This window comes from Pseudomonas sp. Ga0074129 (assembly GCA_001465025.1).
GTDB lineage: Bacteria > Pseudomonadota > Gammaproteobacteria > Pseudomonadales > Pseudomonadaceae > Aquipseudomonas.
On the sequence record LNDO01000088.1, the window covers coordinates 75,418 to 100,954 of the forward strand.

20 protein-coding genes and 1 pseudogene are annotated in these 25,537 nt (G+C 61.1%); 9 read left to right on the forward strand and 12 right to left on the reverse strand.

Going from position 1 to position 25,537, the window contains the following annotated elements:
• Positions 1-122: 122 nt before the first annotated feature.
• A pseudogene (locus AUK77_RS13130) lies at positions 123-1,388 on the forward strand (YifB family Mg chelatase-like AAA ATPase); the annotation flags it as partial.
• Positions 1,389-1,493: 105 nt separating this feature from the next.
• On the opposite strand, the gene AUK77_RS13135 reads toward AUK77_RS13130, so the two are convergent.
• The gene (locus tag AUK77_RS13135) at positions 1,494-2,285 is read right to left on the reverse strand and encodes a gamma-glutamyl-gamma-aminobutyrate hydrolase family protein (protein WP_296130416.1); all 792 of its coding nucleotides are present in this window, start codon (positions 2,283-2,285) and stop codon (positions 1,494-1,496) included.
• A 318-nt stretch (positions 2,286-2,603) separates the two neighbouring features.
• On the reverse strand, positions 2,604-3,533 hold the full coding sequence (locus tag AUK77_RS13140; protein WP_296130418.1) for a LysR substrate-binding domain-containing protein: 930 nt from the start codon (positions 3,531-3,533) through the stop codon (positions 2,604-2,606).
• A 137-nt stretch (positions 3,534-3,670) separates the two neighbouring features.
• On the opposite strand from AUK77_RS13140, the gene AUK77_RS13145 reads away from it, so the two are divergent.
• Positions 3,671-5,056: a NorM family multidrug efflux MATE transporter gene (locus tag AUK77_RS13145; RefSeq protein WP_296130419.1), complete on the forward strand. Its 1,386-nt coding sequence runs from the start codon at positions 3,671-3,673 to the stop codon at positions 5,054-5,056.
• Here AUK77_RS13145 and AUK77_RS13150 read toward each other — a convergent pair.
• From AUK77_RS13150 to AUK77_RS13170, 5 genes are all read right to left on the reverse strand, one after another.
• A complete protein-coding gene (locus tag AUK77_RS13150) occupies positions 5,034-5,957 on the reverse strand; it encodes an SdiA-regulated domain-containing protein (protein WP_296130420.1) in 924 nt (307 codons plus the stop codon). The two genes, AUK77_RS13145 and AUK77_RS13150, sit on opposite strands and share 23 nt — an antisense overlap.
• 89 nt (positions 5,958-6,046) lie before the next feature.
• A complete protein-coding gene (locus AUK77_RS13155; RefSeq protein ID WP_296130421.1) occupies positions 6,047-6,394 on the reverse strand; it encodes a NirD/YgiW/YdeI family stress tolerance protein in 348 nt (115 codons plus the stop codon).
• Positions 6,395-6,477: 83 nt separating this feature from the next.
• Complete coding sequence (locus AUK77_RS13160; protein ID WP_296130423.1) at positions 6,478-7,413, reverse strand: SdiA-regulated domain-containing protein; 936 nt, start codon at positions 7,411-7,413, stop codon at positions 6,478-6,480.
• Positions 7,414-7,552: 139 nt separating this feature from the next.
• Positions 7,553-8,218, reverse strand: a complete 666-nt coding sequence (locus AUK77_RS13165) for a fumarylacetoacetate hydrolase family protein (RefSeq protein ID WP_296130424.1) — start codon at positions 8,216-8,218, stop codon at positions 7,553-7,555.
• Positions 8,219-8,460: 242 nt separating this feature from the next.
• Positions 8,461-9,855: an FAD-binding oxidoreductase gene (locus AUK77_RS13170; RefSeq protein WP_296130450.1), complete on the reverse strand. Its 1,395-nt coding sequence runs from the start codon at positions 9,853-9,855 to the stop codon at positions 8,461-8,463.
• A 186-nt stretch (positions 9,856-10,041) separates the two neighbouring features.
• Between AUK77_RS13170 and serA the strand changes: the two genes are divergently transcribed.
• Positions 10,042-11,271: a phosphoglycerate dehydrogenase gene (serA, locus tag AUK77_RS13175; RefSeq protein ID WP_296130426.1), complete on the forward strand. Its 1,230-nt coding sequence runs from the start codon at positions 10,042-10,044 to the stop codon at positions 11,269-11,271.
• A gap of 136 nt (positions 11,272-11,407) precedes the next feature.
• Here the strand turns inward: serA and AUK77_RS13180 are convergent, their stop codons facing one another.
• Positions 11,408-11,896: a DUF523 domain-containing protein gene (locus AUK77_RS13180; RefSeq protein WP_296130428.1), complete on the reverse strand. Its 489-nt coding sequence runs from the start codon at positions 11,894-11,896 to the stop codon at positions 11,408-11,410.
• Between the two features lie 218 nt (positions 11,897-12,114).
• Here AUK77_RS13180 and AUK77_RS13185 point away from each other — a divergent pair, with 218 nt between their 5' ends.
• Positions 12,115-12,669: a DUF6160 family protein gene (locus AUK77_RS13185; RefSeq protein ID WP_296130430.1), complete on the forward strand. Its 555-nt coding sequence runs from the start codon at positions 12,115-12,117 to the stop codon at positions 12,667-12,669.
• A gap of 36 nt (positions 12,670-12,705) precedes the next feature.
• On the opposite strand, the gene AUK77_RS13190 is transcribed toward AUK77_RS13185, so the two are convergent.
• A complete protein-coding gene (locus AUK77_RS13190) occupies positions 12,706-13,329 on the reverse strand; it encodes a 2OG-Fe(II) oxygenase (protein ID WP_296130432.1) in 624 nt (207 codons plus the stop codon).
• 81 nt (positions 13,330-13,410) lie between these two features.
• On the opposite strand from AUK77_RS13190, the gene AUK77_RS13195 reads away from it, so the two are divergent.
• Positions 13,411-14,157 carry a DUF2059 domain-containing protein gene (locus AUK77_RS13195; protein ID WP_296130434.1) on the forward strand — a complete coding sequence of 249 codons (747 nt, stop codon included), beginning with the start codon at positions 13,411-13,413 and terminating at the stop codon, positions 14,155-14,157.
• On the opposite strand, the gene AUK77_RS13200 is transcribed toward AUK77_RS13195, so the two are convergent.
• Positions 14,138-15,070: an alpha/beta hydrolase gene (locus AUK77_RS13200; RefSeq protein WP_296130435.1), complete on the reverse strand. Its 933-nt coding sequence runs from the start codon at positions 15,068-15,070 to the stop codon at positions 14,138-14,140. The two genes, AUK77_RS13195 and AUK77_RS13200, sit on opposite strands and share 20 nt — an antisense overlap.
• A 120-nt stretch (positions 15,071-15,190) precedes the next feature.
• Here AUK77_RS13200 and AUK77_RS13205 point away from each other — a divergent pair, with 120 nt between their 5' ends.
• Positions 15,191-15,763: a DUF6436 domain-containing protein gene (locus tag AUK77_RS13205; RefSeq protein ID WP_296130437.1), complete on the forward strand. Its 573-nt coding sequence runs from the start codon at positions 15,191-15,193 to the stop codon at positions 15,761-15,763.
• Between the two features lie 277 nt (positions 15,764-16,040).
• On the forward strand, positions 16,041-17,540 hold the full coding sequence (locus tag AUK77_RS13210) for a methyl-accepting chemotaxis protein (RefSeq protein WP_296130439.1): 1,500 nt from the start codon (positions 16,041-16,043) through the stop codon (positions 17,538-17,540).
• Here the strand turns inward: AUK77_RS13210 and AUK77_RS13215 are convergent.
• On the reverse strand, positions 17,530-18,558 hold the full coding sequence (locus AUK77_RS13215; RefSeq protein WP_296130441.1) for an AraC family transcriptional regulator: 1,029 nt from the start codon (positions 18,556-18,558) through the stop codon (positions 17,530-17,532). The genes AUK77_RS13210 and AUK77_RS13215 overlap by 11 nt on opposite strands.
• Before the next feature lie 159 nt (positions 18,559-18,717).
• Here AUK77_RS13215 and AUK77_RS13220 point away from each other — a divergent pair, with 159 nt between their 5' ends.
• On the forward strand, positions 18,718-21,093 hold the full coding sequence (locus AUK77_RS13220) for a penicillin acylase family protein (RefSeq protein ID WP_296130442.1): 2,376 nt from the start codon (positions 18,718-18,720) through the stop codon (positions 21,091-21,093).
• Between the two features lie 16 nt (positions 21,094-21,109).
• A complete protein-coding gene (locus tag AUK77_RS13225) occupies positions 21,110-22,609 on the forward strand; it encodes a M20 family peptidase (RefSeq protein ID WP_296130444.1) in 1,500 nt (499 codons plus the stop codon).
• A gap of 232 nt (positions 22,610-22,841) precedes the next feature.
• Here the strand turns inward: AUK77_RS13225 and AUK77_RS13230 are convergent, their stop codons facing one another.
• The gene (locus tag AUK77_RS13230) at positions 22,842-25,400 is read right to left on the reverse strand and encodes an EAL domain-containing protein (protein WP_296130446.1); all 2,559 of its coding nucleotides are present in this window, start codon (positions 25,398-25,400) and stop codon (positions 22,842-22,844) included.
• Positions 25,401-25,537 lie beyond the last annotated feature (137 nt).

Here is a 25,537-nt window from a genome sequence, read left to right on the forward strand (position 1 = left end):
ACAAAAATTGCCTTTTTTTAGAATTTTTTATGTTCAGGCATGGACACTCTCCTAGCGCCATCAAACCCAGAGAAACCGTGGCCTAGGAGAAATGTCCATACCCTGCTTACAAGCCGGTAGTAGGTCGCTTCGACCTGGCAATCGCCTTGGGCATTCTCGCGGCCAGCGGACAGGTGCCCGCCAGCGCCTTGGAGCAGGTTGAGTGCTTGGGCGAACTGGCGTTATCCGGTGCCGTGCGCCCCGTTCAGGGCGTATTACCGGCTGCGCTGGCGGCCCGCGCGGCCGGACGCACCTTACTGGTGCCCAAGGCCAACGCCGAAGAAGCCAGCCTGGCCTCGGGGCTGACAGTGATTGCTGTCGAGCACCTGCTGGAAGTGGCCGCACACCTGAATGGGCAAACCCCCATCGCGCCGTATGCAGCACAAGGCTTGTTGCGCCAGGTGCTGCCATATCCAGATTTGGCCGAAGTGCAGGGCCAAATTGCCGCCAAGCGTGCCCTGCTGGTGGCGGCCGCCGGATCGCATAATCTGCTGTTCACCGGCCCGCCAGGCACGGGTAAAACGCTGTTGGCCAGCCGCCTGCCGGGGCTGTTACCACCGCTGGATGAGGCCGAAGCGCTGGAGGTGGCGGCCATTCATTCCGTGGCCAGCCATACGTCGCTGAGTGCTTGGCCACAAAGACCGTTTCGCACTCCGCACCATAGCGCCTCCGGCCCGGCGCTGGTCGGTGGCGGCAGTCGTCCACAACCCGGCGAAATCACGTTGGCCCATCAGGGCGTGCTGTTCTTGGACGAGCTTCCCGAGTTCGACCGCAAGGTGCTGGAGGTTTTAAGAGAGCCCCTAGAAAGCGGCCACATTGTGATTGCTCGCGCCCGTGACAAGGTGCGCTTCCCGGCGCGGTTTCAATTGGTTGCGGCCATGAACCCCTGCCCCTGCGGGCATTTGGGTGATCCGTCCGGGCGCTGCCGTTGCACCCCGGAACAGATTCAGCGCTATCGCAGCAAACTGTCCGGACCACTGCTCGATCGCATCGACATGCACCTGACGGTACCGCGAGAAACCACCCGCTTAAATGCCCATAACGAAGCAGGCCCCAGCAGTGCGGAACTGGCGGCACAGGTAGTCACCGCGCGCCAACTGCAACTGCAACGCCAAGGCTGCGCTAATGCGCACTTGGACCTAAATGGCGTGCAGCAACATTGCAGCCTGCCGGACGTCGACCGACAGTGGCTGGAGAGCGCCTGTGAGCGTTTGGGCCTGAGCTTGCGCGCGGCGCACCGGGTGCTGAAAGTGGCACGCACGCTGGCGGATCTGGACGCCGCCAGCACCATCCACCGCCATCATCTGGCGGAAGCGTTGCAGTACCGGCCCAGCACCAGCGGCGCGTAAACAGCACGCCAAAGAAGACACTCTCGGATTGACGGCAAACCGCCGGAAGTCCGTAGCCGCCATAAAAAAGCCCCGCGAGCAGGGCTTAGTCAGTTTGCCTTGGGACTATTGCGCGGCGCGTAACTGCGCTTGCTCGCGGCAGGCATCGCCGAAGGCTTTGAAGATTTTCACCGAGTGCGGATTTTGCGCCGCCTGCCATTCCGGGTGCCACTGTACGGCGAGGGTGAATTGCTCAACGGCTGGCAGGTGAATCGCCTCGATTAAACCGTCCTCGGCATGGGCCAGGGCTTCGATGCCGTCACCCAACTGATCCAACGCCTGACCGTGCAGCGAATTGACCGGAAACTCAGCCTCACCCATCAGCTCGGCAAACCAGCTACCGGGCACAGCACGCACCGTGTGGCTGTCGGCGTACTGCTCCTCGACTGGCGCGCTGGTGTCTTCGCGGTGGTCATTCATGCCGGGGACTTCGTAGACCTTCTGGTGGATATTACCGCCCAGCGCCACGTTGATTTCCTGCATGCCACGGCAGATCGCGAACAGCGGCAGGCCACGGGCCAGCGCGGCGTGAATCAGTGGAATATCAAACAGGTCACGGTCGCGATCCTGGCCCTTGCCGGGGGTTTTATTCGGCTGACCATATAGCACCGGGTCGATATTGCTACCAGCACCGGTCAGGTAAACACCGTCGGCCATCGACAGGTACTGTTCGATGTCATCAGGCCCGCAGCAGCTGGGCACCAACACCGGTACGCAGCCGGAAATCTCGACCAGTGGGGTTATGTATTTGTGAGTCATGACTTGGTACGCGTGCCCTTTGCGCTCCTGCGCGCCCATGGACATCAGGACAACCGGTTTACGCGCACCAGTGCGCTTGCTCGTATTGTTGTTGGACATACATCACCTTGGGGCAGGCTGTTCCTGCCGTTGTTTTGCAGGAGGCTGACGGCCGTCAGACGCTTCCTGTATTTCGCGGATTCGCCGACCGAGAAGCCTGCTGAAGAGGCAACAGGTGTGCTCACGGCACCTGTCCGGCGGTCGAAACCTGGAGCCAGTCTGCCAAAGCCGTAAAATATGTCAAACAATTAAGCGTTAATTGTTAACCCATTAGGGCGCTATCGATAAATACGGCCAGCGCTTTTAATTCATAAGCCTATGTTTTATATAGATTTACTAATAAAAAGCAGCCACAGGCAGTCCATTATTTTTTACGCCTTAGCGCTGGCTATCCACTACGCGCTCAACGTCCGGCAGTTGCATGGCGGCCAAGTCAGCCAGCAGGTAGTCACGTAATCGCTGGAAGCGCTCCTGACCGCGACGCGCTTTGGGCCAGACGAGGTAATAGCTGCAGCCACTGGGTACGGCGCTGCGCCAAGGCAGGCCAAGCCGGCCTTGAGCAACATCCTCGGCGACCATGACCAGATCACCAATCGAGACGCCGTATCCACGTGCCGCCGCGACCATGCCCAGCTCCAGGGTATCGAACACCTGACCGCCCTTGAGTGGCACCTGTTCAGCCAGACCCATGGCCTGCAACCACTGCCGCCAGTCGCGCCGGTCCGGCGTGGGGTGCAGCAGTTCGGCGGCCTGCAAGCGCGGCAAATCCCAAGGCTGCTCATTCAACGCCTCCGGCGCGCAGACCGGAATCAGCCATTCGGCGAACAGTTCGGTACTTTCCCACTCCTCGGGAAAATCACCTTGGCTGAGCAGCACGGCGCAGTCGAAGGGCTCGTGCAGAAAGTCCACTTTATCCACGTCCATCCAGGCGCTGGTCAGTTGCACTTCATGGGCACTGCTCAGGCGGTAGCGCGACAGCCGCGCCAGCAGCCAGCGCATAGTCAAGGTCGACGGTGCCTTGAGGCGCAGCACCGTATCGTCTACGCGCAAGGTGTTGCAGGCGCGTTCCAACGACTCGAAACCATCACGCAGGCCCGGCAGCAGCATGCGTGCGGCCTCGGTCAGTTGCAGGCTGCGGCCGCGGCGCTCAAACAGGCGGCACGCAAAGTGTTCTTCCAGGGTGCGCACATGGCGGCTGACGGCGCTCTGGGTGATCGCCAGTTCTTGCGCGGCGCGGGTAAAGGACGCGTGCCGGGCGGCGGCTTCAAACGCACGCAGCGCATAGAGCGGTGGCAGGCGCGCGCTCACGCCCTGCATCCATGAGTAATAGTCATGCTTGTCATCGCTATTATCCTTTTGTGCTGGGACTTGAGGCCCAAGAGAATAGGCGCATTCTCTGCCTGCCTGGATTCACCGAGCAAGCCTATAACTGAGTTGAACTCATTATGTTGCAGCCTCTGCGCGATGAACTGCGCGCCATCCTGACACTAGCCGGCCCGTTGATCGCTGCGCAGTTGGCGCATGTGATGATGGTGTTCACCGACACCCTGATGATGGGCATGCTCGGCCCGGCCACCTTGGCAGCAGGCGGGCTGGGCGCGGCCAGCTATTCCTTTGTCTCGATCTTTTGCGTCGGGGTGATTGCCGCCGTGGGTAACCTGGTTGCCATCCGCCACGGGGCGCAGGACGCGGCCGGCGTCACCCGCCTGACGCAGAATGGCCTGTGGCTGGGCTGGGGACTGGCACTGCTGGCGGGCCTGGCACTGTGGAACCTGGGACCGGCCTTGCTGTATGCCGGGCAAAAGCCGGAGAACGTCGACGGTGCCATGCAATTTCTGTCCACGCTGATCTTCGCCCTGCCCGGTTACATGACCTTTATGGCGCTGCGCGGTTTTACCAGCGCCATCGGCCGCCCAGGTCCGGTGATGGCCATCAGCATTGGCGGCGCGCTGGCCAACTTCGTGCTCAACTATGCCTTGATCAAGGGCTGGTTCGGCCTGCCACCGGCGGGCCTGGCCGGGATCGGCCTGGTCACCGCCGTGGTCATGAATGTTATGGCGCTGCTGCTGGCCTGGCATGTGCTGCGCCATAGTGCTTACAGCCCTTACCCACTATGGCGCGGCCTGCTGCATCCCGCCTGGCACGAGCAGAAAGAACTGCTGCGCCTGGGCCTGCCGATTGGTGGCACCTATGCCGTGGAGTCGGGCCTGTTTGCCTTCGCCGCCCTGTGCATGGGCGCGCTGGGCAGCACCCAGTTGGCAGCGCATCAGATCGCGATCATGTCGGTGTATGTGGCGTTTATGGTGCCGGTGGGGATTTCTTACGCGGTGACCTTCCGCATCGGTCAGCACTATGGCGCAGGCCGCCTGCAGCAGGCGCGCCAAGCCGGCCGGCTGGGCATCGGTTTAGGCGCGCTGTGCATGCTCGGTTTCGCCCTGTTGTTCTGGCTCGCCCCGCACTGGGTGGTCGGTTTGTTTCTCGATCACCACGACCCCGCCTACAACGAGGTAGTGACGCTGGCGGTCGCGCTGCTGGCGATCGCCGCCTGGTTCGAGTTTTTTGACGGCATCCAGACCATCGCCATGGGCGCGATTCGCGGCCTCAAGGACGCCAATACCACCTTCTGGGTCGGCCTTGGCTGCTACTGGGCCGTGGGCGCACCGCTGGCCTGGGTACTGGCCTTTCCGTTGGGCTGGGGTGCCCACGGGGTGTGGTGGGGATTGGCCGGCGGCCTGGCCTGCGCGGCCATCGGCCTAACCCTGGGTTTTGAATGGAAAACCGCGCGACTGATCGGCACCACTCAACCCGTCAAGGCTGCGCAGGCTTGCTGAAGCGGTAAAACAGATTGGGTTCACTGACCAGATACAGCACACCCTGATGGTCCATGGCGATACCTTCACCCTGCGGCACACTCTGGGTCAGGCCGTTACGACCACGCAGCAGTGACAGGCTGCTGATCGGCTTACCCTGCGTATTAAGTTCCAGCACCAGCCGCGATTCATCGGACAGCGCCAGCAAATGACCGCTGCGCTCATCGAATTGCAGGCTGGACAAGTCGCGCACAAATAAACCGGCATCCCGCTGCTGGTCATCCAGCACGTGCACGGCAAAAGGCTGGTCAGGGTCCCGATGGGGGAAACCATGAATCTCGAAGATGCGCATTGGGTCGCGCTCCTTGGCCACAAACAAACGCTGACCAGCAGCGTCGTAGGCCAAGCCCTCGAAACCTTTGTTGCCCGTCGAACCGAGGCTCAGGGATAGCTGCTGCTTCACATCGGCGTGCAATTCACGGGTGTCATCGTCGATCTGCACCTTAATCAGGCGCTGGCGACGTTCATCGGTAATCACATAAAGGCCTTTGCTGATGTACTCCACCGCCTCGGCATCGCCAAAGCCATGCAGATCAATGCGCCGCAACAACTCACCGTCCAGCGACAACTCAATCAGCTGCGCTTTTTGGTTGGTCACGGTAAACAGGCTGTTGCGGTCCGGGTCGTAGGTCAGCGCCGAGACATCATCGTCGAGCCCGGCAATGACTTTGGCCTCAATCTCAACCTCATAGTCGCCCAGGCGTAGCGAGTTGGGGTCAAGCTGATCAGCCTGTTGCCACTGCTGCAGGTTGAACCAGGCGCGCTCAAACAAGCGAAACTCCTGAGCAACCAACCCGAGCAATACCAGCAGCAAGGCGGCCAACGCCAACATCAGACGCTTGAGTGTGAAAATGTCTCGCATAAGGGCTCACTTCTGGTGAACGAACAGCATCTCAATAACGACACCAGCCCACAGCAATGCTGCAGGCTGGCGCGGTTTCGGCGCGTGGTTTACTTCACCAGTTCCAGGTACTCGACATCGATTTCACGGCTCATCAGATCACGGTCCACTTCGCCGCTGATCTTTACCGTGGCAGTCTCAGAGACGGCTTGGGCTGGCCAATGCTCATCATCGATTTCGACATGGATGGTGCCGCTGGCATCTTTGAACTCATACAGTTCATCTTGCAGACGCTTGACGATCTGCCCTTGCAACACCACCGGCGTGTCGTCAGCCGCATCCAGCGCGGCGGCTACTGTGGTGACCTGTGCCGTGGCACCCGGGCCGGTGTAACCGGCGGCCATTACAGCGGTGGAGAACAGCGGAGCCAGCAGCAGAGCCAAAGTGAAACGCTTCATGGGGTAACCCTCTATCGATTAAGTGATGGGGTTAGCTTAGGGAGCGAAGCTGAATCCAGGCTTAAAGGTGGCTTAAGCCAAGCTTAAAGCGGCAGCGCCTGCGCAGGCGGCGAAGAGTCCTTGCGCAAGACGAAAAACAAGTTGGGCTCACTGACAATATAAATGGTGCCTTCAGCGTCCATAGTAACGCCCTCGGCCTGGCCGATGCCCCGGCGCAAACCGTTCATGCCGGGCGCCAGGCTGATAAAACTGATGGGATCGCCAGACTCGTTCACCTCTAACAGCAGACGCGACTCATCAGACAACACCAGCGTATGGCCGGTGCGGGCATCGTAGGTCAGTGAGGAAATATCGCGGACAAACAGCTGCTCAGAATTAATGGGCTGCAAGACCCCTGCAGCACCGTCTTCGCCGGGAAACGGCAAACTAAACAAACCCAACGGCCCACGCTCTTTGCCCAACAGCACGCGCTCATGCTGTGAATCCCAAGCGATGCCTTCAAAGCCCTTATTGCCTGCATCGGCAAAACCCAGGTCGAATGACGCCAGATCGGCGAACTGCACACTGCGGGTCAGCACATCCAAGTTGAAGGTGGTGAGGGTGCGTTTACGCTCATCAATGACGGCCAGGCGACCGTCATCAAGCACTTCGACCCCTTCGGGGTTGGAAAAACCGAGCAAATCGACACGCCGCATGACTTCGCCGTCCAGAGACAGCTCGACCAACTGGGGATGCTTGCCCGTGACTGTAAACAGGGTGTTGCTCGCCGCACTGTAGGTCAGCCCGGAAACCTCACCGTCCTCCAGCCCCTGCAAGGGTTTGCCCTGCAATATAGCCTTGTAGCCGGGCAGCCAGACACTCGCCTGGCGCTCTGCCGGGCTGGTTTGTGACTCGACCAGCCAGAAAGACAACTGCTGATCCCACAGTCGGAAATGCGCCACAACGCCTGTCACTAGCAACACCAGCAAAAACGCGGTCAACCAGCGCAAGCGCACCAGCCGGGTCATCCAAATCGACATCACACACACCCTTTTAAAACCGATGAGTATCAGGCTAGACAGCAACGCTTAAGTCTCTATTACGTAGACCGCCAAGAAGCACCTGCAAATGCTTCTTTAACAGACGCCAGCGGGTTCAGACGAGGCAAACAATGGCCTATTAAAGCGCGCGGCTGACGAAGCGGCTGTGCCCCAGCAACTCCAGCACCAGCTCATCGCCTTTGTGCAGCGGTCCAACGCCGGCAGGCGTGCCGGTGAGGATGACATCGCCAGGCTGCAGGCTGAAATGTCCGGCAATGTGCTGGATCATCGGCAGAATCGGGTTGAGCATGTCGCGGCTGTTACCGTTCTGGCGTACGTCGCCATTGATCGCCAGGCGAATGCCGAGATCGGTCAGGTCTTCAACGGCATCGCCGGGTACAAACGGCGCGAGCACGCAGGCACCGTCGAAGGATTTAGCCACTTCCCAGGGATAGCCCTTGGCTTTGAGCGCGCTTTGCAGGTCGCGCAGGGTCAGGTCCAGCGCCGGTGCAAAACCCGAGATGGCATCGCGCACTTCTTCGGCGTTCGGCGTGCGTGACAGCGGTTTGCCGATCAGCACGGCGATCTCCGCCTCGAAATGCACATCACCACGGCCCTCAACCAGGGTGAAGCCCTCATCAAGCGGCACCACACAACTGCCCGGTTTGATAAACAGCAGTGGCTCGCTCGGCACTGGGTTATTCAACTCGGCCGCATGCTCGGCGTAGTTACGGCCGATGCACACCACCTTGCCCATGGGAAAGTGGATACGGGTACCGTCGATGTACTGATGCAGGTAACTCATGGGCAACTCCTGATGGGAATGCGGTGCGCGGCTCTTTGTGGAGCCTGCGATATAGAGCGGGGCAAACCGCCGCTAGCAGATGACGAGTGACATCTGCCTAACGATCATGCCCACTTCAGCGGCCGGCCGTCGTTGCGACCAAAGGGGAACGCGTAGCCTGGATAAGCGCAGCGCATCCGGGACGGTCGGCGCTAACCCGGATTGCGCCAAGGCTTATCCGGGCTACATAGGTACGGCACTGATCAAAGCGGAAAGATCTTACCCGGGTTCATGATGCCGTTCGGGTCGAACACCTGCTTGATCGCCTTCATATAACCAATCTCGGCTTCCGAACGGCTATAGGTCAGGTAATCGCGCTTGGTCATGCCCACACCGTGCTCGGCGCTGATCGAGCCGTTGTACTTCTGCACCGTCTCAAACACCCACTTGTTCACGGTGGCGCACTTGGAGAAGAACTCGTCCTTGGACAGGTTATCCGGCTTGAGGATATTCAGGTGCAGGTTGCCGTCGCCGATGTGGCCAAACCACACTACCTCGAAGTCCGGGTAGTTTTCGCCGACGATGCGGTCGATGTCGTGCAGGAAGGCCGGCACCTTGGAAACGGTGACCGAAATATCGTTCTTGTACGGCGTCCAGTGGCTGATGGTTTCCGAGATGTACTCGCGCAGCTTCCACAGGTTCTGCAATTGCTGTTCGCTCTGGCTCATCACGCCGTCCAGCACCCAGCCCTGCTCGACGCAATGCTCGAAGGTGGCCAGCGCCGCGTCAGCGACTTCCTCGGTGGTGGCTTCGAATTCCAGCAGGGCGTAGAACGGGCAATCGGTTTCAAACGCCGGCGGCACGTCACCACGGGCCATGATCTTGGCCAGGGCCTTGTCGGAGAAGAACTCGAAGGCCGTCAGGTCCAGTTTGTTCTGGAAGGCATGCAGCACCGGCATGATCGAGTCGAAATCCGGGGTGCCGAGCACCATGGCGGTGAGGTTCTTCGGCGAGCGATCAAGACGCATGGTCGCTTCCACAACAAAGCCCAGCGTGCCTTCGGCACCGATAAACAGCTGGCGCATGTCGTAGCCGGTGGCGTTTTTGATCAAGTCTTTGTTCAGTTCCAGCAACTCGCCGGTGCCGGTAACGACCTTCAGGCCAGCCACCCAGTTGCGGGTCATGCCGTAGCGAATCACCTTGATGCCGCCAGCATTGGTGCCGATGTTGCCGCCAATCTGGCTGGAACCCGCCGAGGCGAAATCCACGGGGTAATACAGCCCTTTGTCCTCGGCGAACATCTGCAACTGTTTGGTCACCACACCGGGCTGACACACCGCCGTGCGGTCAAATTCGTTGAAGTCGAGAATCTGGTTCATGTAATCGAACGCCACGACCACTTCACCGTTGGCAGCGACCGCACCTGCCGAAAGCCCGGTACGACCGCCCGACGGCACCAGCGCAACCTTGTGCTGATTGGCCCACCGCACGATGGCCTGCACCTGCTCGATGCTCTTGGGGAAGGCAATCGCCAGCGGCGCGGGGGCGAAATGCTTGGTCCAGTCCTTGCCGTAGGTGTTGAGGGAATCGGCATCGGTCAGCACCTTGCCAGGCTCAACCAGGGTCTTCAGCTCTTCGATCAGCGCAGGATTGGTCATCAACGGAACTCTCAAACGATTCATGGTCACCCTGAGCACGCTTCATCTGCCAGGATAGGTGTTTCGCGGGGGGCTTATGCTAGCATACGCACCCCGCGAATCATGCCCCCGCGCCGATCTGCGGGCTGCGGCCGGCGGCGTTCGGCCTCTTCCCTGACACTCTATTGTGGGACAACAGGTACTCCGATGAGCAAGACCTCTCTCGACAAGAGCAAGATCAAGTTCCTTCTTCTTGAAGGCGTCCACCAGAATGCAGTGGACACCCTGAAGGCCGCTGGCTACACCAACATCGAGTACCTCAAGGGCGCACTCTCCGACGACGAGCTGAAAGAAAAGATCGCCGACGCGCACTTTATCGGTATCCGTTCGCGCACCCAGCTGACTGCCGAGGTGTTTGACTGCGCCAAGCGCCTGGTCGCCGTAGGCTGCTTCTGCATCGGCACCAACCAGGTTGACCTCGACGCCGCCCGCGAGCGCGGTATTGCCGTGTTCAACGCGCCGTATTCGAACACCCGCTCGGTGGCCGAACTGGTGCTGGCCCAGGCCATCCTGCTGCTGCGCGGCATTCCTGAGAAAAACGCCTCCTGCCACCGTGGCGGCTGGATCAAATCGGCAGCCAACTCCTTCGAAATCCGCGGCAAAAAGCTGGGTATCGTCGGTTACGGCTCGATCGGTACCCAGCTCTCGGTCCTCGCCGAAGCCATGGGCATGCAGGTGTTCTTCTACGACACCGTGACCAAGCTGCCACTGGGCAACGCCACGCAAGTGGCCAAGCTGCACGACCTGCTGGGCATGTGCGACATCGTGTCGCTGCACGTCCCTGAGCTGCCTTCCACCCAGTGGATGATCGGCGAGAAAGAAATCCGCGCCATGAAGAAGGGCGGCATTCTGATCAACGCCGCACGCGGCACCGTGGTTGAGCTGGATCACCTGGCTGCTGCAATCAAGGACGAGCACCTGATTGGCGCCGCCATCGACGTGTTCCCGGTCGAGCCCAAATCCAACGACGAAGAGTTCGAAAGCCCGCTGCGCGGCCTGGATCGCGTGATCCTGACCCCGCACATCGGCGGTTCGACCGCTGAAGCGCAGGCCAACATCGGTCTGGAAGTGGCCGAGAAGCTGGTCAAGTACAGCGACAACGGCACCTCGGTATCGTCGGTCAACTTCCCTGAAGTGGCCCTGCCGGCGCACCCGGGCAAGCACCGTCTGCTGCACATCCACGCCAACATCCCGGGCGTGATGAGCGAGATCAACAACGTGTTCGCCGAAAACGGCATCAACATCTCCGGCCAGTTCCTGCAGACCAACGACAAGGTCGGCTACGTGGTCATCGACGTTGACGCCGACTACTCCGACCTGGCGCTGGAGAAGCTGCAACACGTTAAAGGCACTATCCGTAGCCGCGTTCTGTTCTAAGCGCTGCCGCGATACGAAAAAGGGAAGCTTCTGCTTCCCTTTTTTATATGGCCTGCCATCCATGGCGGCCACCCTTCGGGCCGTCGCTACGCGACGTTAAAAATGGCTCCCGGCCATTTTTTGCACGCGGGGCTGACTATCCTTCCAGCTCTCGCAACGCCGCTTCCGCCGCCGCCAGCTCCTCTTCGCTAAACACCTGCACCCCAGCCCGACGCAAAGCCGCAGCGGTTACGCCTTCACCGGCGACCCTGGTGCCGCTGAAGCTGCCGTCATAGTTCTCCCGATTACCGCACGAGGGGCTTCGCGCCTTGAGCAGTGCCATACGGATGCCATGCTGCGCCACCAAGGCCAGAGCCTGCTCTGCGCCGTCAACAAAAGCCGCCGTGACATCCTCGCCATTCACCGTCAGCACCGGCAGTTGCCCGTCGAGTACTTTTGCCCCCTGACCGTAGGCAATTTCCGCCGGGGCGCGCGGAGTTGGTAGGCCACCGGCGACTTCCGGGCACAGCGGCACAATGCGCCCCTCCTGCTGCCACCGCTCCAGCAGGCTGAACGGGCCATGGGTGCCGCCGTCATAACGTACGCGCTGACCCAACAGGCAACGGCTCACCAGAATCTTCTGCATCACTCTCTCATTAGTCACCCACCGTAACACCGTCAGGTTACTGCGCTTGCTGGCCGCCGATCAAAGGGACGGGCTGCCGAGCAGATTGCCAATCACATCACGCCGGCAGCGCCATTGGCGCGCAACGCCGGCCTATCCTTCGGCGGGAAGCGCCCGCCAGACATGGCGCGCGCACAAGGCCCGGCCCAGACTCTGGCCACGTTCACGGAGGACACACTATGCACCGCCTGATTCGCGCCGCTCTGCCTCTGGCTGCCAGCCTGATAACACTTAACCTGCCTGCCCACGCGGCCTTGTTGCCCATGGACAATCAAAGCCTGAGCGAAATCAGCGGCCAGGCTGGCCTGAGCATTCGCGCCGATGTGCTGGCGACAATCAGAGAAGTGCGCTGGACCGATGACGGCGGCCATGCCTCGCTGCGCAACGTGAAAATCGATAACGGTTGCCTCACCCCAGCCAGTTGCCCGAACGGTTCTGGCGGTAGCTTCGCCTTTGGCGCAGCACAACTGGGCCTGACCTTGCCAATATTCGGCGTCAACCTGCCCACCCTCAAAGTCGATGTGGTGAGCAACGCCAGCGGCCTTCAGCAACTGCAACTGACCTTGCCGGACCTGACCAGCATCAACGAACAGCTAGTCGCCAGCGGCATTCCCGCGCAACGCATTCGCGTGCGCGTGGCGGCCGACATGTACATCGGCGAAAGCCGCCTGGGCAATATTGAGATCCGTGACATCACCGACCTGCGCGGCACGTTCAAGGTGTGGGGCCACTGATCGGGCCTGAATACGCGACGCCACGCCGCTAAAACCCTAGAGCGGGCCGTTGCCGCGACGCCGCAACCAGCCGGTCAAGGACAACCGGTCGCGGCTGGCCGGTAACACTTCATGGGGCATATCCGCCGAGAGAAATACCAGCAAGCTGCCTGCTTGGGGCAATACGTCGCGAGTCTCGCCATTCGGCAGGTACAGGCGCAGCGCGCCGCCCTGCTCAGCCTGCCAGTCATCATTCAGGTAAAACACCACAGACACCGCCCGGCGGTCGTCATCGCGAAAGCGGTCTACGTGTTTCTGATAAAAAGCCCCCGGCGGGTACAGGGCGAAATGCCCTTCGAAGTCTTCCAGCCCTAGGTACAACCCTTGGTTCAGAGCCACACGCAGCTCATCCAGCGCCTGCAAGTATTCATCGCAGGCGGGGTGCTGGCCGGGCTCCAACCACTGAATATGGTCACCGCGCACGCCTTCGCGCACCTGCTGCTGCGCGCCCCGGCCAACGCCAGCGGGTGCCAGTGCGCCTTGCGCCGCCTGCTGACGGCACTCTTCGGCCAGTTTGCGGGTCAGAGTCTGAGTGATGAACTGTGGCTGCAGTGACCAGCCGTGTTCGGCCAGATCATCGACGATGCGCGTCAGGCACGCGCTGTAGGTATCGGTAGTCATGCCGCGATTCTAACAGTGCCACGACGAGCCTCGACAAGCGTCAGCATGCCGCAGAAAATAGCCGCCCCCTATGGAGTCCCTATGCGCGCCCTTTCCGTTGTTTTGACCCTGCTGCTTAGCCTGCCCGCCCTGGCCGACGATTACCTGCAGCTGTATCAGGCCGCAGGCTGGCCGCAACAGCGCATGCATTTCAGCGATGCCCTGCAAGCCGCTCAAGAACGCTATCGCGGCAGCCTGCCACCGGCCGTGCATCAGGCATTGGTGAATAACAGCAATCAGCGCTTCGCCCCCACCGCCATGGATCAACGTGCCCTGCAAGGCTTGCGCAGCAGCCTCAGCGCACCGGCCAGTGCCTTGCAGTTCTTCCAATCGCCGCTGGGACGCAAAATTGTCGATGCCGAATTGCTGGCCACGCGCAGCGACCAGTTGGCGCGCTATGCCAATGGCCTGCCGCGCACCGACGCCAGCGCCACCCGGCGCTTGCTGATCCGCCATTTGGCGCAAGCCTTACCAGCGCGTGAGGCCGGGGCGGAAGTCAGCCTGGCGTTGGCCGGTGTTGCCGCTGACAGCCTCAGCCAGATGCTCCCCGGCCTGCTCGGCGATGGCAACAGCCAAGCCCTGCTCGACGGTCAGCGCCAGCGCCTGATTGAGCAAATCGGTGCAGACTTGGACAACACCCTGCTGCACGTTTACCGCGAGTTGAGCGACCCGGAGCTGGAAGAATTTGTCAGCTTCGCCCAGTCCGATGCGGGCAAAGCTTATTACCAAGCGGCCCTGGCCACCTTGCGCGGCGGCCTCGCGGTTGGCGCTAGCGCAGGCGCTCGCTGAGAAAATCGAAGTAACACCGGCGCAGGGCCGGCAGCTCGTTGGCCAGGTGATGCCGCGCCTCGGGCAGACGCAAAATGCTCGGCGCGGCGAATTTGTCCTGTAATACCTCCAGGTTGTGCCGCCAGGCCACCGTCATGTCGGCTTCACCTTGAATGATCAAGGGGCTGCGCACACTGCGCGGCGCGGCTTCGATGCGCGGCACCCACTGGCTGAGCGCACCGACCCAAGCGGTCGGCAGGCTGCGCGGTTGCAGTGGGTCGCGGTTGTGTACGAAGTCAATAAAGTCGGCGTCGCTGGAGTTAACGCTAAAGCGCCGGGGAATTTCGCTGACAAAGTGGCGCATCACCCGGTAGCTCAATTGCGACCACGCCCAGGCGCGCGGGCGAACCAGCGGGGCCAGCAGAATGGTTTCGCCAATGTCAGCCGAAGGCGCGCCGGTCAGCAGGTAATCAATCAGAATCGCCCCGCCGGTACTTTGCCCGCACAGGTGCCAGGGCTGTGGCAGTTGCAGCGCGGCGGCTTCGGCCAGCACGCCCTGCAGCACGGTTTGGTACTCGGCAAAATCGCCAATGCTGGCCCGCGCGCCGCTAGACAAACCATGCCCGGGTAAATCGAAACTGAGCACGGCAAAGCCCATGCCCAGCGCCCACTCGATCACATGCCGGTACAAGCCGCTGTGGTCGTAATAACCGTGCAACAAGACCAAGGTGGCGCGCGGCTGCTCGGGCCACCAAGCCTGCAAGGCGATCTGATAACCACCCACCTGCAACTGCCCCACGCGACTGTGCTGCGCCAGCCCGTCACTAAAGCCGTAAAACTGCCGGTAATGCTGCTCAACGGCAGACAGCGGCGCGGCTGCGGCCAAGGGTCGCAGATTGGCTATCAGGTGATGCGGTGCAAACAGCTCAGGCATGGGGCTTCCATCATTGAAACAGGGCGCTCAGCGGGCCATCAATTGACCTTGATAAGGCTGAGGATATTCAGCTGTGGCGCGAGTCATGGCAAGCTGCACACCTCTTCACGAAGATTGATTATGACCCGACCCTCACGCAAAACCCTGCTCGCCAGCATGCTGATCCTGTGTTGGGCCGCTGCCATGCTGGCCGCCTATTGGTGGTATGAAGCACGCTATCTGCGCAGTTTCAGCGAGCAGACGGCGCTGTTCTATGGCGAGCAACTGCGCCTGCCGGATGAGTTGGCTGGGCCGGGGCCCATCCGCCTAGTGCACTTCTGGGACCCCGCCTGCCCCTGCAACGTGGGCAATCAGCAACATCTTGCCGAGGTGATCGAGCGTTTTGCCCCGCTGGACGTGGAATTTTACGCGGTGCAAAAACCCGGCAGCAGTGGCCAGTTGCCCAACACGTTGCGCACGCTCAAGGCCTTGCCCGAACTGATCGGCAGCGCACAAATCCCCGCCAGCCCAGCCGTGGCCATCTGGGATCGCAGCGGCCAACTGGCCTACTTCGGCCCCTACAGTGAAGGCGCGGTGTGCACCTCAAGTAACAGCTTTATCGAGCCGATTCTCGATGCGCTGGTGGCCAACCGCCCAGTGAGCGCCAGCAACACACTCGCTGTGGGCTGCTTCTGTGATTGGCAGAAGGACTGATGGCTGGCTATCAAGACTGGGCGAAACACTAGCCGCCGCTGCAAACATGCAGCGCCCGAATACGCCGCCCGCCACCACTGCGCTTATTAATGTCTAGAGTTAATGTGTCGATACATGGGATGCAGCGGCCTGAAACTTCGCAGCTTGGGCATCGCTTTAAATCGACAAAAGTTGTACATGAGGTAGCGCACGTATAACTTAAATCACCTAAAGAGTGGATGGCTAAAGACGAACGCCTGCCCTCGTCTGTCTAACCGGTTTACTTGAGCCCATCACCATGAACAACTCACTTTCGCCGCTTGAACTGCATTACCGCAAAGCTGACCGCATCATGCTCGGCGTGCTTTGGCTGATGTTTGCCTATTCGCTCGGCCTAGCCCTTTGGCATGGCACGTGGGGGCAAGCCATTTTGGTCGGCGGCGGCACAGCGGTGGTGGTCAGCGTGCTTAACGGCCTTATTGGTGGCCAACGTTTACTGCGTTGCGTGATGGGCGCAGCGTTTATGGTCATGTCCGCGCTGCACATCAACCAGACCGGTGGCATGTTGGAAATGCACTTTGGCATTTTCGTGCTGCTGGCCTTCTTGGTGTATTACCGCGACTGGCTGCCGATTGCCGTAGCAGCGGCCGTAATTGCGGTGCACCACTTGAGCTTCTTCGCCTTGCAATCGCAGGATGCCGGCATTTTTGTGCTGCCCGATGGCAGTTGGCCGATCATTTTCCTGCATGCGCTCTACGTGATTGTTGAGAGCGCCATCCTGATTTACCTGGCCCTGCAAACACACGCGGAGGCGGTTGAGAGTTCCGCATTGATGCAGGCCGCCAGCAAACTGACGGAAAACGATGACGAAATCGATCTGAGCTATCGCAGCGCCGCAACAGGCAAGGTCAGTAATAGCTTTAACCGCTTTCTCAATACCCTTGATGAACTGGTCGGCGAGGTGATCAAAGACACCCAGGGATTGCAGAGAATGGGCGGTAGCTTGGTGCAGGCGACGGGGCATTTGAGCAGTGGGGCGGATCGCCAGCAGGGTGAAATCATTTACATGAGTTCCGCCATGCGGCAAATGAGCAGTGCCATTGATGAAGTGGCCGGGCACGCCGATGGCGCGGCTAGCGCGGCACAAACCGCAAACCAGCAGGCCGCTGAAGGCAGTCGCTCGGTTAACCATGTGCGCAGTGAAATCGGCAAGCTGGCCGAGCAGATCGACCTGACCGAAGCTGAAGTACAGGCCCTGGCCAACCAGTCCGAACAAATCGGCAAGGTGCTGGAAGTGATCCGCGCGATTGCCGAACAAACCAATCTGCTGGCACTCAATGCCGCGATTGAAGCGGCCCGCGCGGGGGATCAGGGTCGCGGCTTTGCTGTTGTGGCCGATGAGGTGCGTAACTTGGCGCAGAAAACCGCATCATCCACAGCAGAAATTCAGCAGATCATCAGCCGCCTGCAACAAGGCAGCCGACAAGCCGCAGCGGCCATGCAGCAGAGCCGTGACAGCGTGCGCAGTTGTGTGCAGGACAGCCAGGTCACAGCCGAGTTGCTGGGCGCGGTGGCGCAGGATATCGGTGCTATCACGCAGATGAACGAACTGATCGCCGCCGCGACCCATGAGCAGGCCGCCACCAGTGCAGAAGTCAGCCAGCACCTCACCAGTGTGCAAGTGGTGGCTGAACAAAACCTCAGTGATGCCGAAGCCCTGAGCCAAGACGGCCAGCAACTCAGTCAGTTGGCCGAACGCTTGAGCGGACTGACGCGACGCTTCCGCGTCAGCAAGTAGCCCGATAGCCCTGCGGCGTCACCCCCTGCCAGCGGCGAAAGGCGCGGTAGAAGGGTGACAGCTCGGTAAAGCCGCAGGCCCGCGCCACATCGCGAATAGCCAGCCCCTGCTCCAGCAGGGTTTGCGCGCGCAGGCGGCGCACCTCGTCGTGCAACTGACGAAAGCTCTGCTGCTGTTCAGCCAGCGCCCGCTGCAAACCGCCCACGCTGTAACCCAGAACCGTGGCACAGCCGGGCAAATCGCATTGCTGCACACCGAGATTCACCTCCAGCCAGTAACGCACACGGTTGAGCAACTGGTTCTCTTCCAGCTCAGCCAGCTCTATTTCGGCTTGCGCCCAAAGCACCGCAAACAAGCGTGGGTTGGCGCTGCGTGAGGGCCGACCGAGCCAGGCGCGTGGGAAGATCAGCGCATCATGCGCCTGGGCAAAGCGCGGTAGCAGGCCAAACAGGCGGCGGTGTTCACTGACGCGGCGCGGGGCCGGGTGACGAAACTCCAAACCGGAGAGGCTGAAACCGCCCGGGCTGACGCTGGCGAGCATCTTCTGCAGCAGCAGCGCCAGGCATTCCATCTGCTGGCGCAACGAGCCGACGCCCCGGTAGTTGAGGTCGAAAATCAGCCGCGCCTGCTCATCGTCCAGCTCCAGCCGCGCAGCAAAGCCGCCGGACAAAATGTGCTGAAAACGCACAAAGCTCTCCAACGCCTGGCCTAGGTCACGGCTGGCCAGCAGCAGATAGCCCACCACATCCAGCGGCCGTGGCTGCATCCGCTCGCCCAGGTGCAGGCCGATGTCGTCATCGCCACTGATGCCGGCCAGCGCACCCCAGAAGCGCGGCGCGTTGTCGTGGTCTTCGCGGGCATTGAGCAGCGGCGGCGCCAGCACCACACCCTGATAGGCCTGCCGGTAAGTGTCGGTGGGGTCAAGACCCAGCTCGGCCAGCGCTTCATAGAGTAGGCGGCGCAGGGTGGACGAATGGGTCAGTGCGCTGGCGATGCTGTTGTGCGGGTCGTGTTGCATAAGCGCCTCGTGGATTGACCAAAGACTTTCATGCCTACGGTATTCGGTCAATGCCGCACCACACAGCAGCCCGCACAATGGCAAAGCTGATAAGCAGGCTGCGTCACGCCAATCAACAGGACGGCTCGGCCTGATAAAACCAATAACAAGGATCCCCAGATGAAACGCACCTTGACTGCCCTTGCCCTGATTGTGGCCGCCAGCGCCAGCGGCGCTTACTGGTACATCGACAGCAAACAGCCGCAACGCGCCGGTGAGCTCACACTGAGCGGCCTGCAAGCGCCGGTCACGGTGGATTACGACGAACGCGGCGTGCCGCATATCCAGGCGCAGCATGAGGCCGACCTTTACCGCGCGCTCGGTTATGTGCACGCGCAGGATCGCCTGTTTCAGATGGAAATTCTGCGTCGCCTGGCACGCGGCGAACTGGCGGAGATTCTCGGCAGCAAGCTGGTCGACACCGACCGCCTGTTCCGCACCTTGGGCATCCGCGAACACGCCGATCGCTACGCCGCCAAACTAGACATGAGCACTCCGGCCAGTCAGGCCTTGCAAGCGTATCTGGATGGCGTGAATCAGTATCAGGCCAACCACCCAGCGCCGATCGAGTTCGATGTACTGGGCATCGACAAGCGCCCTTTCACCACGGCTGACACCCTCAGCGTCGCCGGCTACATGGCTTACAGCTTTGCCGCCGCGTTTCGCACCGAGCCGGTGCTGACGCACATCCGCGATCAGCTGGGTGCTGATTACCTGAAAGCCTTTGACCTCGACTGGCACCCGCAGGGCGTGGTCGGTCAGCCCCTCGCTGCTGGCGACTGGCAAGACCTTAACGCCATCGCCGAACTGAGCCACGCCGCGCTGCTGGATGCCGGCCTGCCGCAATTCGAAGGCAGCAACGCCTGGGCCATCTCCGGCAGCCGCACCGCCAGCGGCATACCGCTGCTGGCTGGCGACCCGCACATTCGCTTTGCCGTGCCGTCGGTGTGGTACGAGGCCAACCTGAGCTACCCCGGCTTCAGCCTGTACGGACACCATCAGGCGCTTAACCCGGTGGCTTCGCTGGGGCATAACAATGCGTTCGCCTGGAGCATCACCATGTTCCAGAACGACGACCTCGACCTGATCGCCGAGAAAACCAACCCGGACAACCCCGAACAAATCTGGCACCGCGGTCAGTGGGTCGAGTTGCAAAGCCGTGAGGAGCTGATCAGCGTTAAGGACGCCGAGCCGGTGCGTCTGATCATTCGCCGCTCACCAAACGGCCCGATCATCAACAGTGCTTTGGGTCAAACCGTCGGCAGCACGCCGATTGCCATGTGGTGGGCGTTTTTGGAGACTGAGAACCCGATCCTCGATGGTTTCTATCAGCTCAACCGCGCCGCCACACTGGAACAAGCACGCGTCGCCGCCGAGCACATCGAAGCGCCGGGGCTGAACGTGGTGTGGGCCAATGCCACGGGCGATATCGGCTGGTGGGCGGCGGCGAAACTGCCGCGCCGCCCGGCCGGGGTCAACCCGAGCTTTATCCTCGACGGCAGCAACGGCGAGGCGGAAAAAGACGGCTACTACCCATTCAGCGCCAACCCTCAGGAAGAGAACCCCGAACGGGGCTATATCCTCTCCGCCAACTACCAGCCCGTGTCGCCGACCGGCATGGCGATTCCCGGTTACTACAACCTGGCCGATCGCGGCCAGCGCCTCGACGAACGCCTGCGCGACAACAGCGTGAAGTGGGACGTCCAGAACAGCCAGGCGCTGCAACTGGAGCCCGGCACCGGCTACCCACAACGCCTGCTAGCGCCGTTGGCCGCTGACCTGCGCGCCGCTGCCACGGGCGCTGCCGAACAGGCGCAGGTCGAGCAACTGCTGAGCTGGGATGGTCAGCACAGCCTCGACAGCCTCGCGGCTACGCTGTTCAACCAACTGGTGTACCAGCTGACGCGTGAAGCCATGGCCGACGAGCTGGGCGATGCATTCTTCACCAACCTGCTGCAAACCCGCGTGCTCGACGGCGCCCTGCCGCGCCTGGCCGCCGACGCCAGTTCACCCTGGTGGGACAACCGCGGCAGCGAGGCTGTGGAAAGCCGCGCCGAGATCGTCAAAACCGCCTGGCAGGCCAGCTTGGCGCACCTGCGCAGCACCCTCGGTGAGGACAGCCAGCAATGGACCTGGGGCAGCGCCCACACCCTCACCCACAACCACCCGCTGGGCCAGCAAAAGCCGTTGGATACACTCTTCAACGTCGGCCCGTTCGCTGCACCGGGCGGCCATGAAACGCCCAACAACCTGTCCCAGCCGATTGGCCCTGCGCCGTGGCCCGTGGTGTACGGCCCCTCGACCCGCCGCCTGATCGACCTGGCCGACGCCGGCCGCGCACTGGGCATCAACCCGGTTGGGCAAAGCGGCGTGCTGTTTGATCGTCACTTTAACGACCAAGCCGCCACCTACATGCGCGGCGAATACGTGCCCATGCACCTGGACGCCGACGCGATCAAAACCAACAGCCGCAGCCAGCTGATTCTGCGTCCATAAGCCAAGGAGACCGGCGATGAAACGACTGGTACGGCTTCTGCTGATCGTCCTGCTCGGCGTGATGGTCGTGGTGGTAGGCCGCACCCTGCTGTTGCCGCCTGCCGCGTATAACAACGCCCCGGTCAGCCTGCCCGAAGGGCTGGATGCCCAACGCGCAGCGGAGAGCCTGTCTGCTGTGATTCGCCTGCCGACCCTGTCGCATCAGGTCGGCGCGCCGGCCAGCCAACTGGCAGCCAGCGACGCCGCCTTTGCCGGACTGCGTGACTGGCTGGCGCAGCGTTACCCACAGGTCACCGCCAACACCGAGCCACTCAACACCGGCAGCCCGAGCATCCTGCTGCGCTGGCCGGGCAAGGACAGCCAACTGCCCGCCGCCCTGCTGATGGCGCATCAGGACGTGGTGCCCGTCGCGCCCGGCACCGAAGCACTGTGGACGCACCCGCCGTTCTCCGGGGCGATTGCCGAGGGGTTTGTCTGGGGCCGTGGTGCCATCGACAGCAAAGGCTCGATGGTGGCCATTCTTGAAGCCGTGGAAACCTTGATTGCCCAAGGCTTTCAGCCGCAACGCGATGTGCTGCTGGCCTTTGGGCACGATGAAGAGATCGGCGGCCACCACGGCAACCGGCGCATCGCCGCGCAGTTGCAGGAACAGGAACAGGGTAAACGCCTGGCGTGGGTCAGCGATGAAGGTGGCTTTGTGGTGCGCGGGCAGATCCCCGGCGTCAGCCAGGACGTGGCCGTGGTCGGCATTGCGGAAAAAGGCTATGTCAGCCTGACCCTCACCGCCAATGCCCAGGGTGGTCACTCCTCACAGCCGCCCGCCTTTGATGAAACCGCCATCGGCCGCCTCAGCCAAGCCCTGCAACGGGTCGGCGATGCGCCTTTCCAGCGCGGTTTCGACGGCCCCACTGGCGACCTGCTGGCCAGCTTCACCCCGGCGCAAGCCTTCGGCTACCGGCTGATCTTCGCCAACCTCTGGCTCTTCGGCCCTTTGGTGGAACAACAACTGGCTGCCTCGCCAGCCGGCGCTGCACAACTGCAAACCTCGCTGTCGCCGACGCTGCTGCGCGCCGGCATCAAAGAAAACGTCCTGCCGCCCAGCGCCCGCGCCACCCTCAACCTGCGCATCCACCCGCGCGACAGCATCGAACGGGTCACCGAACACGTGCGCCACGCCGTGGCCGATGAACAGATTCAAATCAAAGTCATGCCCGGCGGACGTGAGCCTTCGGCGGTCTCCGATGTGCGGGGCGAGGCCTATCAGCAGTTCGCTGAGGTAATCCATCAGAGCTTCAGCAACACCCTGGTCAGCCCCAACCTCACCGTTGGCGGCACCGACTCGCGCTACTATGAGCCATTGACCGACAACATCTTCCGTTTCAGCCCGCTGCTGATGGCGCGCGAAGACCTGCCGCGCATGCACGGCACCAACGAACGCGTGGGCGTTGAGACCTTGGCCAATGCCAGCGGCTTCTACTACCGCCTGCTGCAGGGCTTGAACACCTCGGCGAACTAAGCCGAAATCACCCGAGGGGCGCAACGCCCCTCGTCAGTGCTGCAGTCACAACCACGTAGGGTGTACAGCGCGAAGCCTGTCCACCCAATACTTGCTTGAGGCTTGCACCCGATAAGGATAATGAAGGCGGATGTGAGGTGGCTGACACAAGACTCAAGGCATCCTGACTTGCAGGTTGGGGCCGGCTTAATGGCGGCATCAGGGCACCACCCCATCCCCTCAATAACCCCATTCAAGACCCGTACTGCGCCGTCCATTCGTTGCGGTCGAATTCAATCAGCCACTGTTTAAGCTCGCTGAGCGGTTTTGGCCGGCACAGCCAGAAACCCTGAAGCAAATTGCAGCCTTCTGCCTTCAGGCGACTGGCCGTTTCGGCATTTTCAATACCTTCACCCACCACGCGGTAACCGAGGCTGCGAGCCATTTGGATGGCGGTTGCGACAATCACATCGGCGTTTTCGCTGGTGCAGATGTCGTGAATCAGTGAGCGATCCAGCTTCAGCTCAACGGCCGGTAGCTGCTTGAGGTAGGACAACGAAGAGTAGCCGCTGCCAAAATCATCAATGGATATCTGATACCCCAGATCAGCCAACACATTCAGCGCCTTTAGGCTGCTGATAGGGTCGCGCATGGCAGCTGTTTCGGTGATCTCAAGGGTGATGGTGTTGGCCTGCAGGCGGTGTTGCTGGCGGGCCAGTTCCAGAACGTCCTTGAGGTCGGCGGTCTCCAGATCACGTGCTGAGAGGTTGATGGCGACGGTTAACGCCGGGTTTGTCTGGCGTAGGTCTGCTAGGTCCTGTGTGGCCTGTCCGATGACCCAGCGGGTGAGTTGGGTGATCACGCCTGTTTCTTCTGCCAGGGGAATGAAATCAGCCGGGCTTACCCAGCCGCGCTCGGCGTGGTGCCAGCGCACCAAGGCTTCTACGCCGACAATCTGCGCCGATGCAATGTCCTGCTTGGGTTGGTAATACAGCACCAGTTGATTCTGCTGCAGGGCATTGCGCAGGTCGGCCATGAGCGTCAGCCGGCTTTCGTTGTAAATGTCGTACTTGGGTGAATAGATGCCGGTTTCATTGCCGCTGCGCGGCGCGATTTCCATGCCGACATGGGCGTTACGAATCAGCTCGGCCGCTGACTGGCCATGCTGCGGGTAAGCGGCTGCACCGAAGCGCGGTTGCAGTTCGATGGCCAGGTGGTCCAGCTGAATCGGTTCGGCCAGGTGCCTGAGCGCGCGGTTGAGGGCCGCAAAGTTGTTATCGGCTTTATCCATATCCACCAGCAGGCCGAAGCAATCGCCAGACAGGTGGTAAATGCGCTCTTCTCGGCCCTGATCGTCATGCGTGACTTGAATGAACGGCAGGCCAGCCGCCAATTCGCTCATCTGCCGGGCAACGCCTTTCAGCACCCATTCACTTCGGGTTAAGCCGAGGGTGCGGTTGATATCATCCAGACGGGAAATACGTGCCAAACCGACCATGTAATGGCGCTCGGGGTGGCTTTGCAGTTGTTGATCCACCATCAGTTCAAAGCGGTTACGGTTAGGCAGCCCGGTGACCGGGTCGTGGGTCAGTGCCTCGGTGAGCAGGTTCTGGGCGACGTTGCGTGATTGCGCCACCTGCAAGCTGGCCGCCTGGGCGATGATTTTGTCTTCACGCTCGCGATACAGCCGGTCGGCCAGAGCCAGGGTCAGAATAAAGGCTTCGATGCCAGAGCCCATTTGCATGGCGTTTTCCGTGAAAAAATTCTCAGGAAAGACCCCCAGTGCGCGACCGGCCGTGGCCATGACGCCAATCGTCAGAGGCGTCCAGGCCAGGGTAAAGAACACCCCGGCCCGTACGCCAGCTGCCCAGGCAACCGGGCCAGCAACCAGCAGCAGCGAGAAGAAGATCAAGGCAGAAAATGAGGCCAGCTGAATGCCCCGGTAATAGTCGAGAAACGGCGCACTTAAGAGAAACAGCCACTCAAACACCATCATCCCGATCAATAACTTATCCAGTTTGGGCGTGTTGACGCGGGTGTTGAGGAATGCCCGGCAAAACAGCAGTGAAAACAGCGCCAGGGCCGGGATGGAGATCAGCAGCATTTTGGCATGCAGCTGCGGCATATCCGGGTAGAGGTGTTGAAAGCTGAAGCCTTTGATCGAGGCAAAAAACAGCAGGTAGCCGACCAAGGCCAGGGCGTAATACAGGTAGAGTTTTTCCCGCAGGCTGAGGAACACGGCGAGGTTGATCAGGATGATGACGAAGATGCAGCCGTAGTAGAAAAAATGCAGCTTGAGCTCGTAGGCGGCGGTTTCAAAAAACGTCTGTTCGCGCCAAACCTTCAGAGGTACAACCATGGAGCCGTTTGTCGTGACGCGAACAAAAACGGTCTTCTCTTCATCGGGTGCCAGGGACACGCGCAACAGCATGCTCGGGTGATCCACGTCACGCGGATAAAACGCCTGGTTGTCGCCCGTGTTGAGGGTTTTGACGGCAACGCCATCCTTGAATACATGGAACACCACATCGTCCAACTGCGAGTAAGCCAGTTCGGCAATCAGGTTTTGGTTAATGGGTGTTTGGTTGTTGAGCGTGAATCGCAGCCAATAGGCCGATTGCGTCAGGCCGAAGGTGGCGCGGCCATCCGGCACCCGTGACCAGCGCTGGTCCGGCAAGGCGGCCACGTGGTCAATCAAGGCGTCGCCCGTCACATCCTCCCAGAATTGGAAGTGGGCCTGGATCTTGGCGGCAGGGGTAATCTCAATCGGCCCCGTTTGCGCGCGGGCGTTAAGACTCAGACAGGCCAGCAAGACGCCCCACCGAAAACTCAGAGAGTGGCTGCCATGCGTTTAGCCCGGATTTCTCATGAGGCCGGCAGGCGTGGCCGGTGAAGCCTCGGTGTATCAACAACCTGCCTTCCACCGCTAAAAATTGATCGTTTTTTATT

Excerpts from the sequence above, each read along its gene's own strand:
- AUK77_RS13135 (WP_296130416.1), bottom strand. The coding sequence starts at position 2,285 with ATGTCCAACAACAATACGAGCAAGCGCACTGGTGCGCGTAAACCGGTT.
- AUK77_RS13145 (WP_296130419.1), top strand. The coding sequence starts at position 3,671 with ATGTTGCAGCCTCTGCGCGATGAACTGCGCGCCATCCTGACACTAGCC.
- AUK77_RS13150 (WP_296130420.1), bottom strand. The coding sequence starts at position 5,957 with ATGCGAGACATTTTCACACTCAAGCGTCTGATGTTGGCGTTGGCCGCC.
- AUK77_RS13155 (WP_296130421.1), bottom strand. The coding sequence starts at position 6,394 with ATGAAGCGTTTCACTTTGGCTCTGCTGCTGGCTCCGCTGTTCTCCACC.
- AUK77_RS13160 (WP_296130423.1), bottom strand. The coding sequence starts at position 7,413 with ATGTCGATTTGGATGACCCGGCTGGTGCGCTTGCGCTGGTTGACCGCG.
- AUK77_RS13165 (WP_296130424.1), bottom strand. The coding sequence starts at position 8,218 with ATGAGTTACCTGCATCAGTACATCGACGGTACCCGTATCCACTTTCCC.
- AUK77_RS13170 (WP_296130450.1), bottom strand. The coding sequence starts at position 9,855 with ATGACCAATCCTGCGCTGATCGAAGAGCTGAAGACCCTGGTTGAGCCT.
- serA (WP_296130426.1), top strand. The coding sequence starts at position 10,042 with ATGAGCAAGACCTCTCTCGACAAGAGCAAGATCAAGTTCCTTCTTCTT.
- AUK77_RS13180 (WP_296130428.1), bottom strand. The coding sequence starts at position 11,896 with ATGCAGAAGATTCTGGTGAGCCGTTGCCTGTTGGGTCAGCGCGTACGT.
- AUK77_RS13185 (WP_296130430.1), top strand. The coding sequence starts at position 12,115 with ATGCACCGCCTGATTCGCGCCGCTCTGCCTCTGGCTGCCAGCCTGATA.
- AUK77_RS13190 (WP_296130432.1), bottom strand. The coding sequence starts at position 13,329 with ATGACTACCGATACCTACAGCGCGTGCCTGACGCGCATCGTCGATGAT.
- AUK77_RS13195 (WP_296130434.1), top strand. The coding sequence starts at position 13,411 with ATGCGCGCCCTTTCCGTTGTTTTGACCCTGCTGCTTAGCCTGCCCGCC.
- AUK77_RS13200 (WP_296130435.1), bottom strand. The coding sequence starts at position 15,070 with ATGCCTGAGCTGTTTGCACCGCATCACCTGATAGCCAATCTGCGACCC.
- AUK77_RS13205 (WP_296130437.1), top strand. The coding sequence starts at position 15,191 with ATGACCCGACCCTCACGCAAAACCCTGCTCGCCAGCATGCTGATCCTG.
- AUK77_RS13210 (WP_296130439.1), top strand. The coding sequence starts at position 16,041 with ATGAACAACTCACTTTCGCCGCTTGAACTGCATTACCGCAAAGCTGAC.
- AUK77_RS13215 (WP_296130441.1), bottom strand. The coding sequence starts at position 18,558 with ATGCAACACGACCCGCACAACAGCATCGCCAGCGCACTGACCCATTCG.
- AUK77_RS13220 (WP_296130442.1), top strand. The coding sequence starts at position 18,718 with ATGAAACGCACCTTGACTGCCCTTGCCCTGATTGTGGCCGCCAGCGCC.
- AUK77_RS13225 (WP_296130444.1), top strand. The coding sequence starts at position 21,110 with ATGAAACGACTGGTACGGCTTCTGCTGATCGTCCTGCTCGGCGTGATG.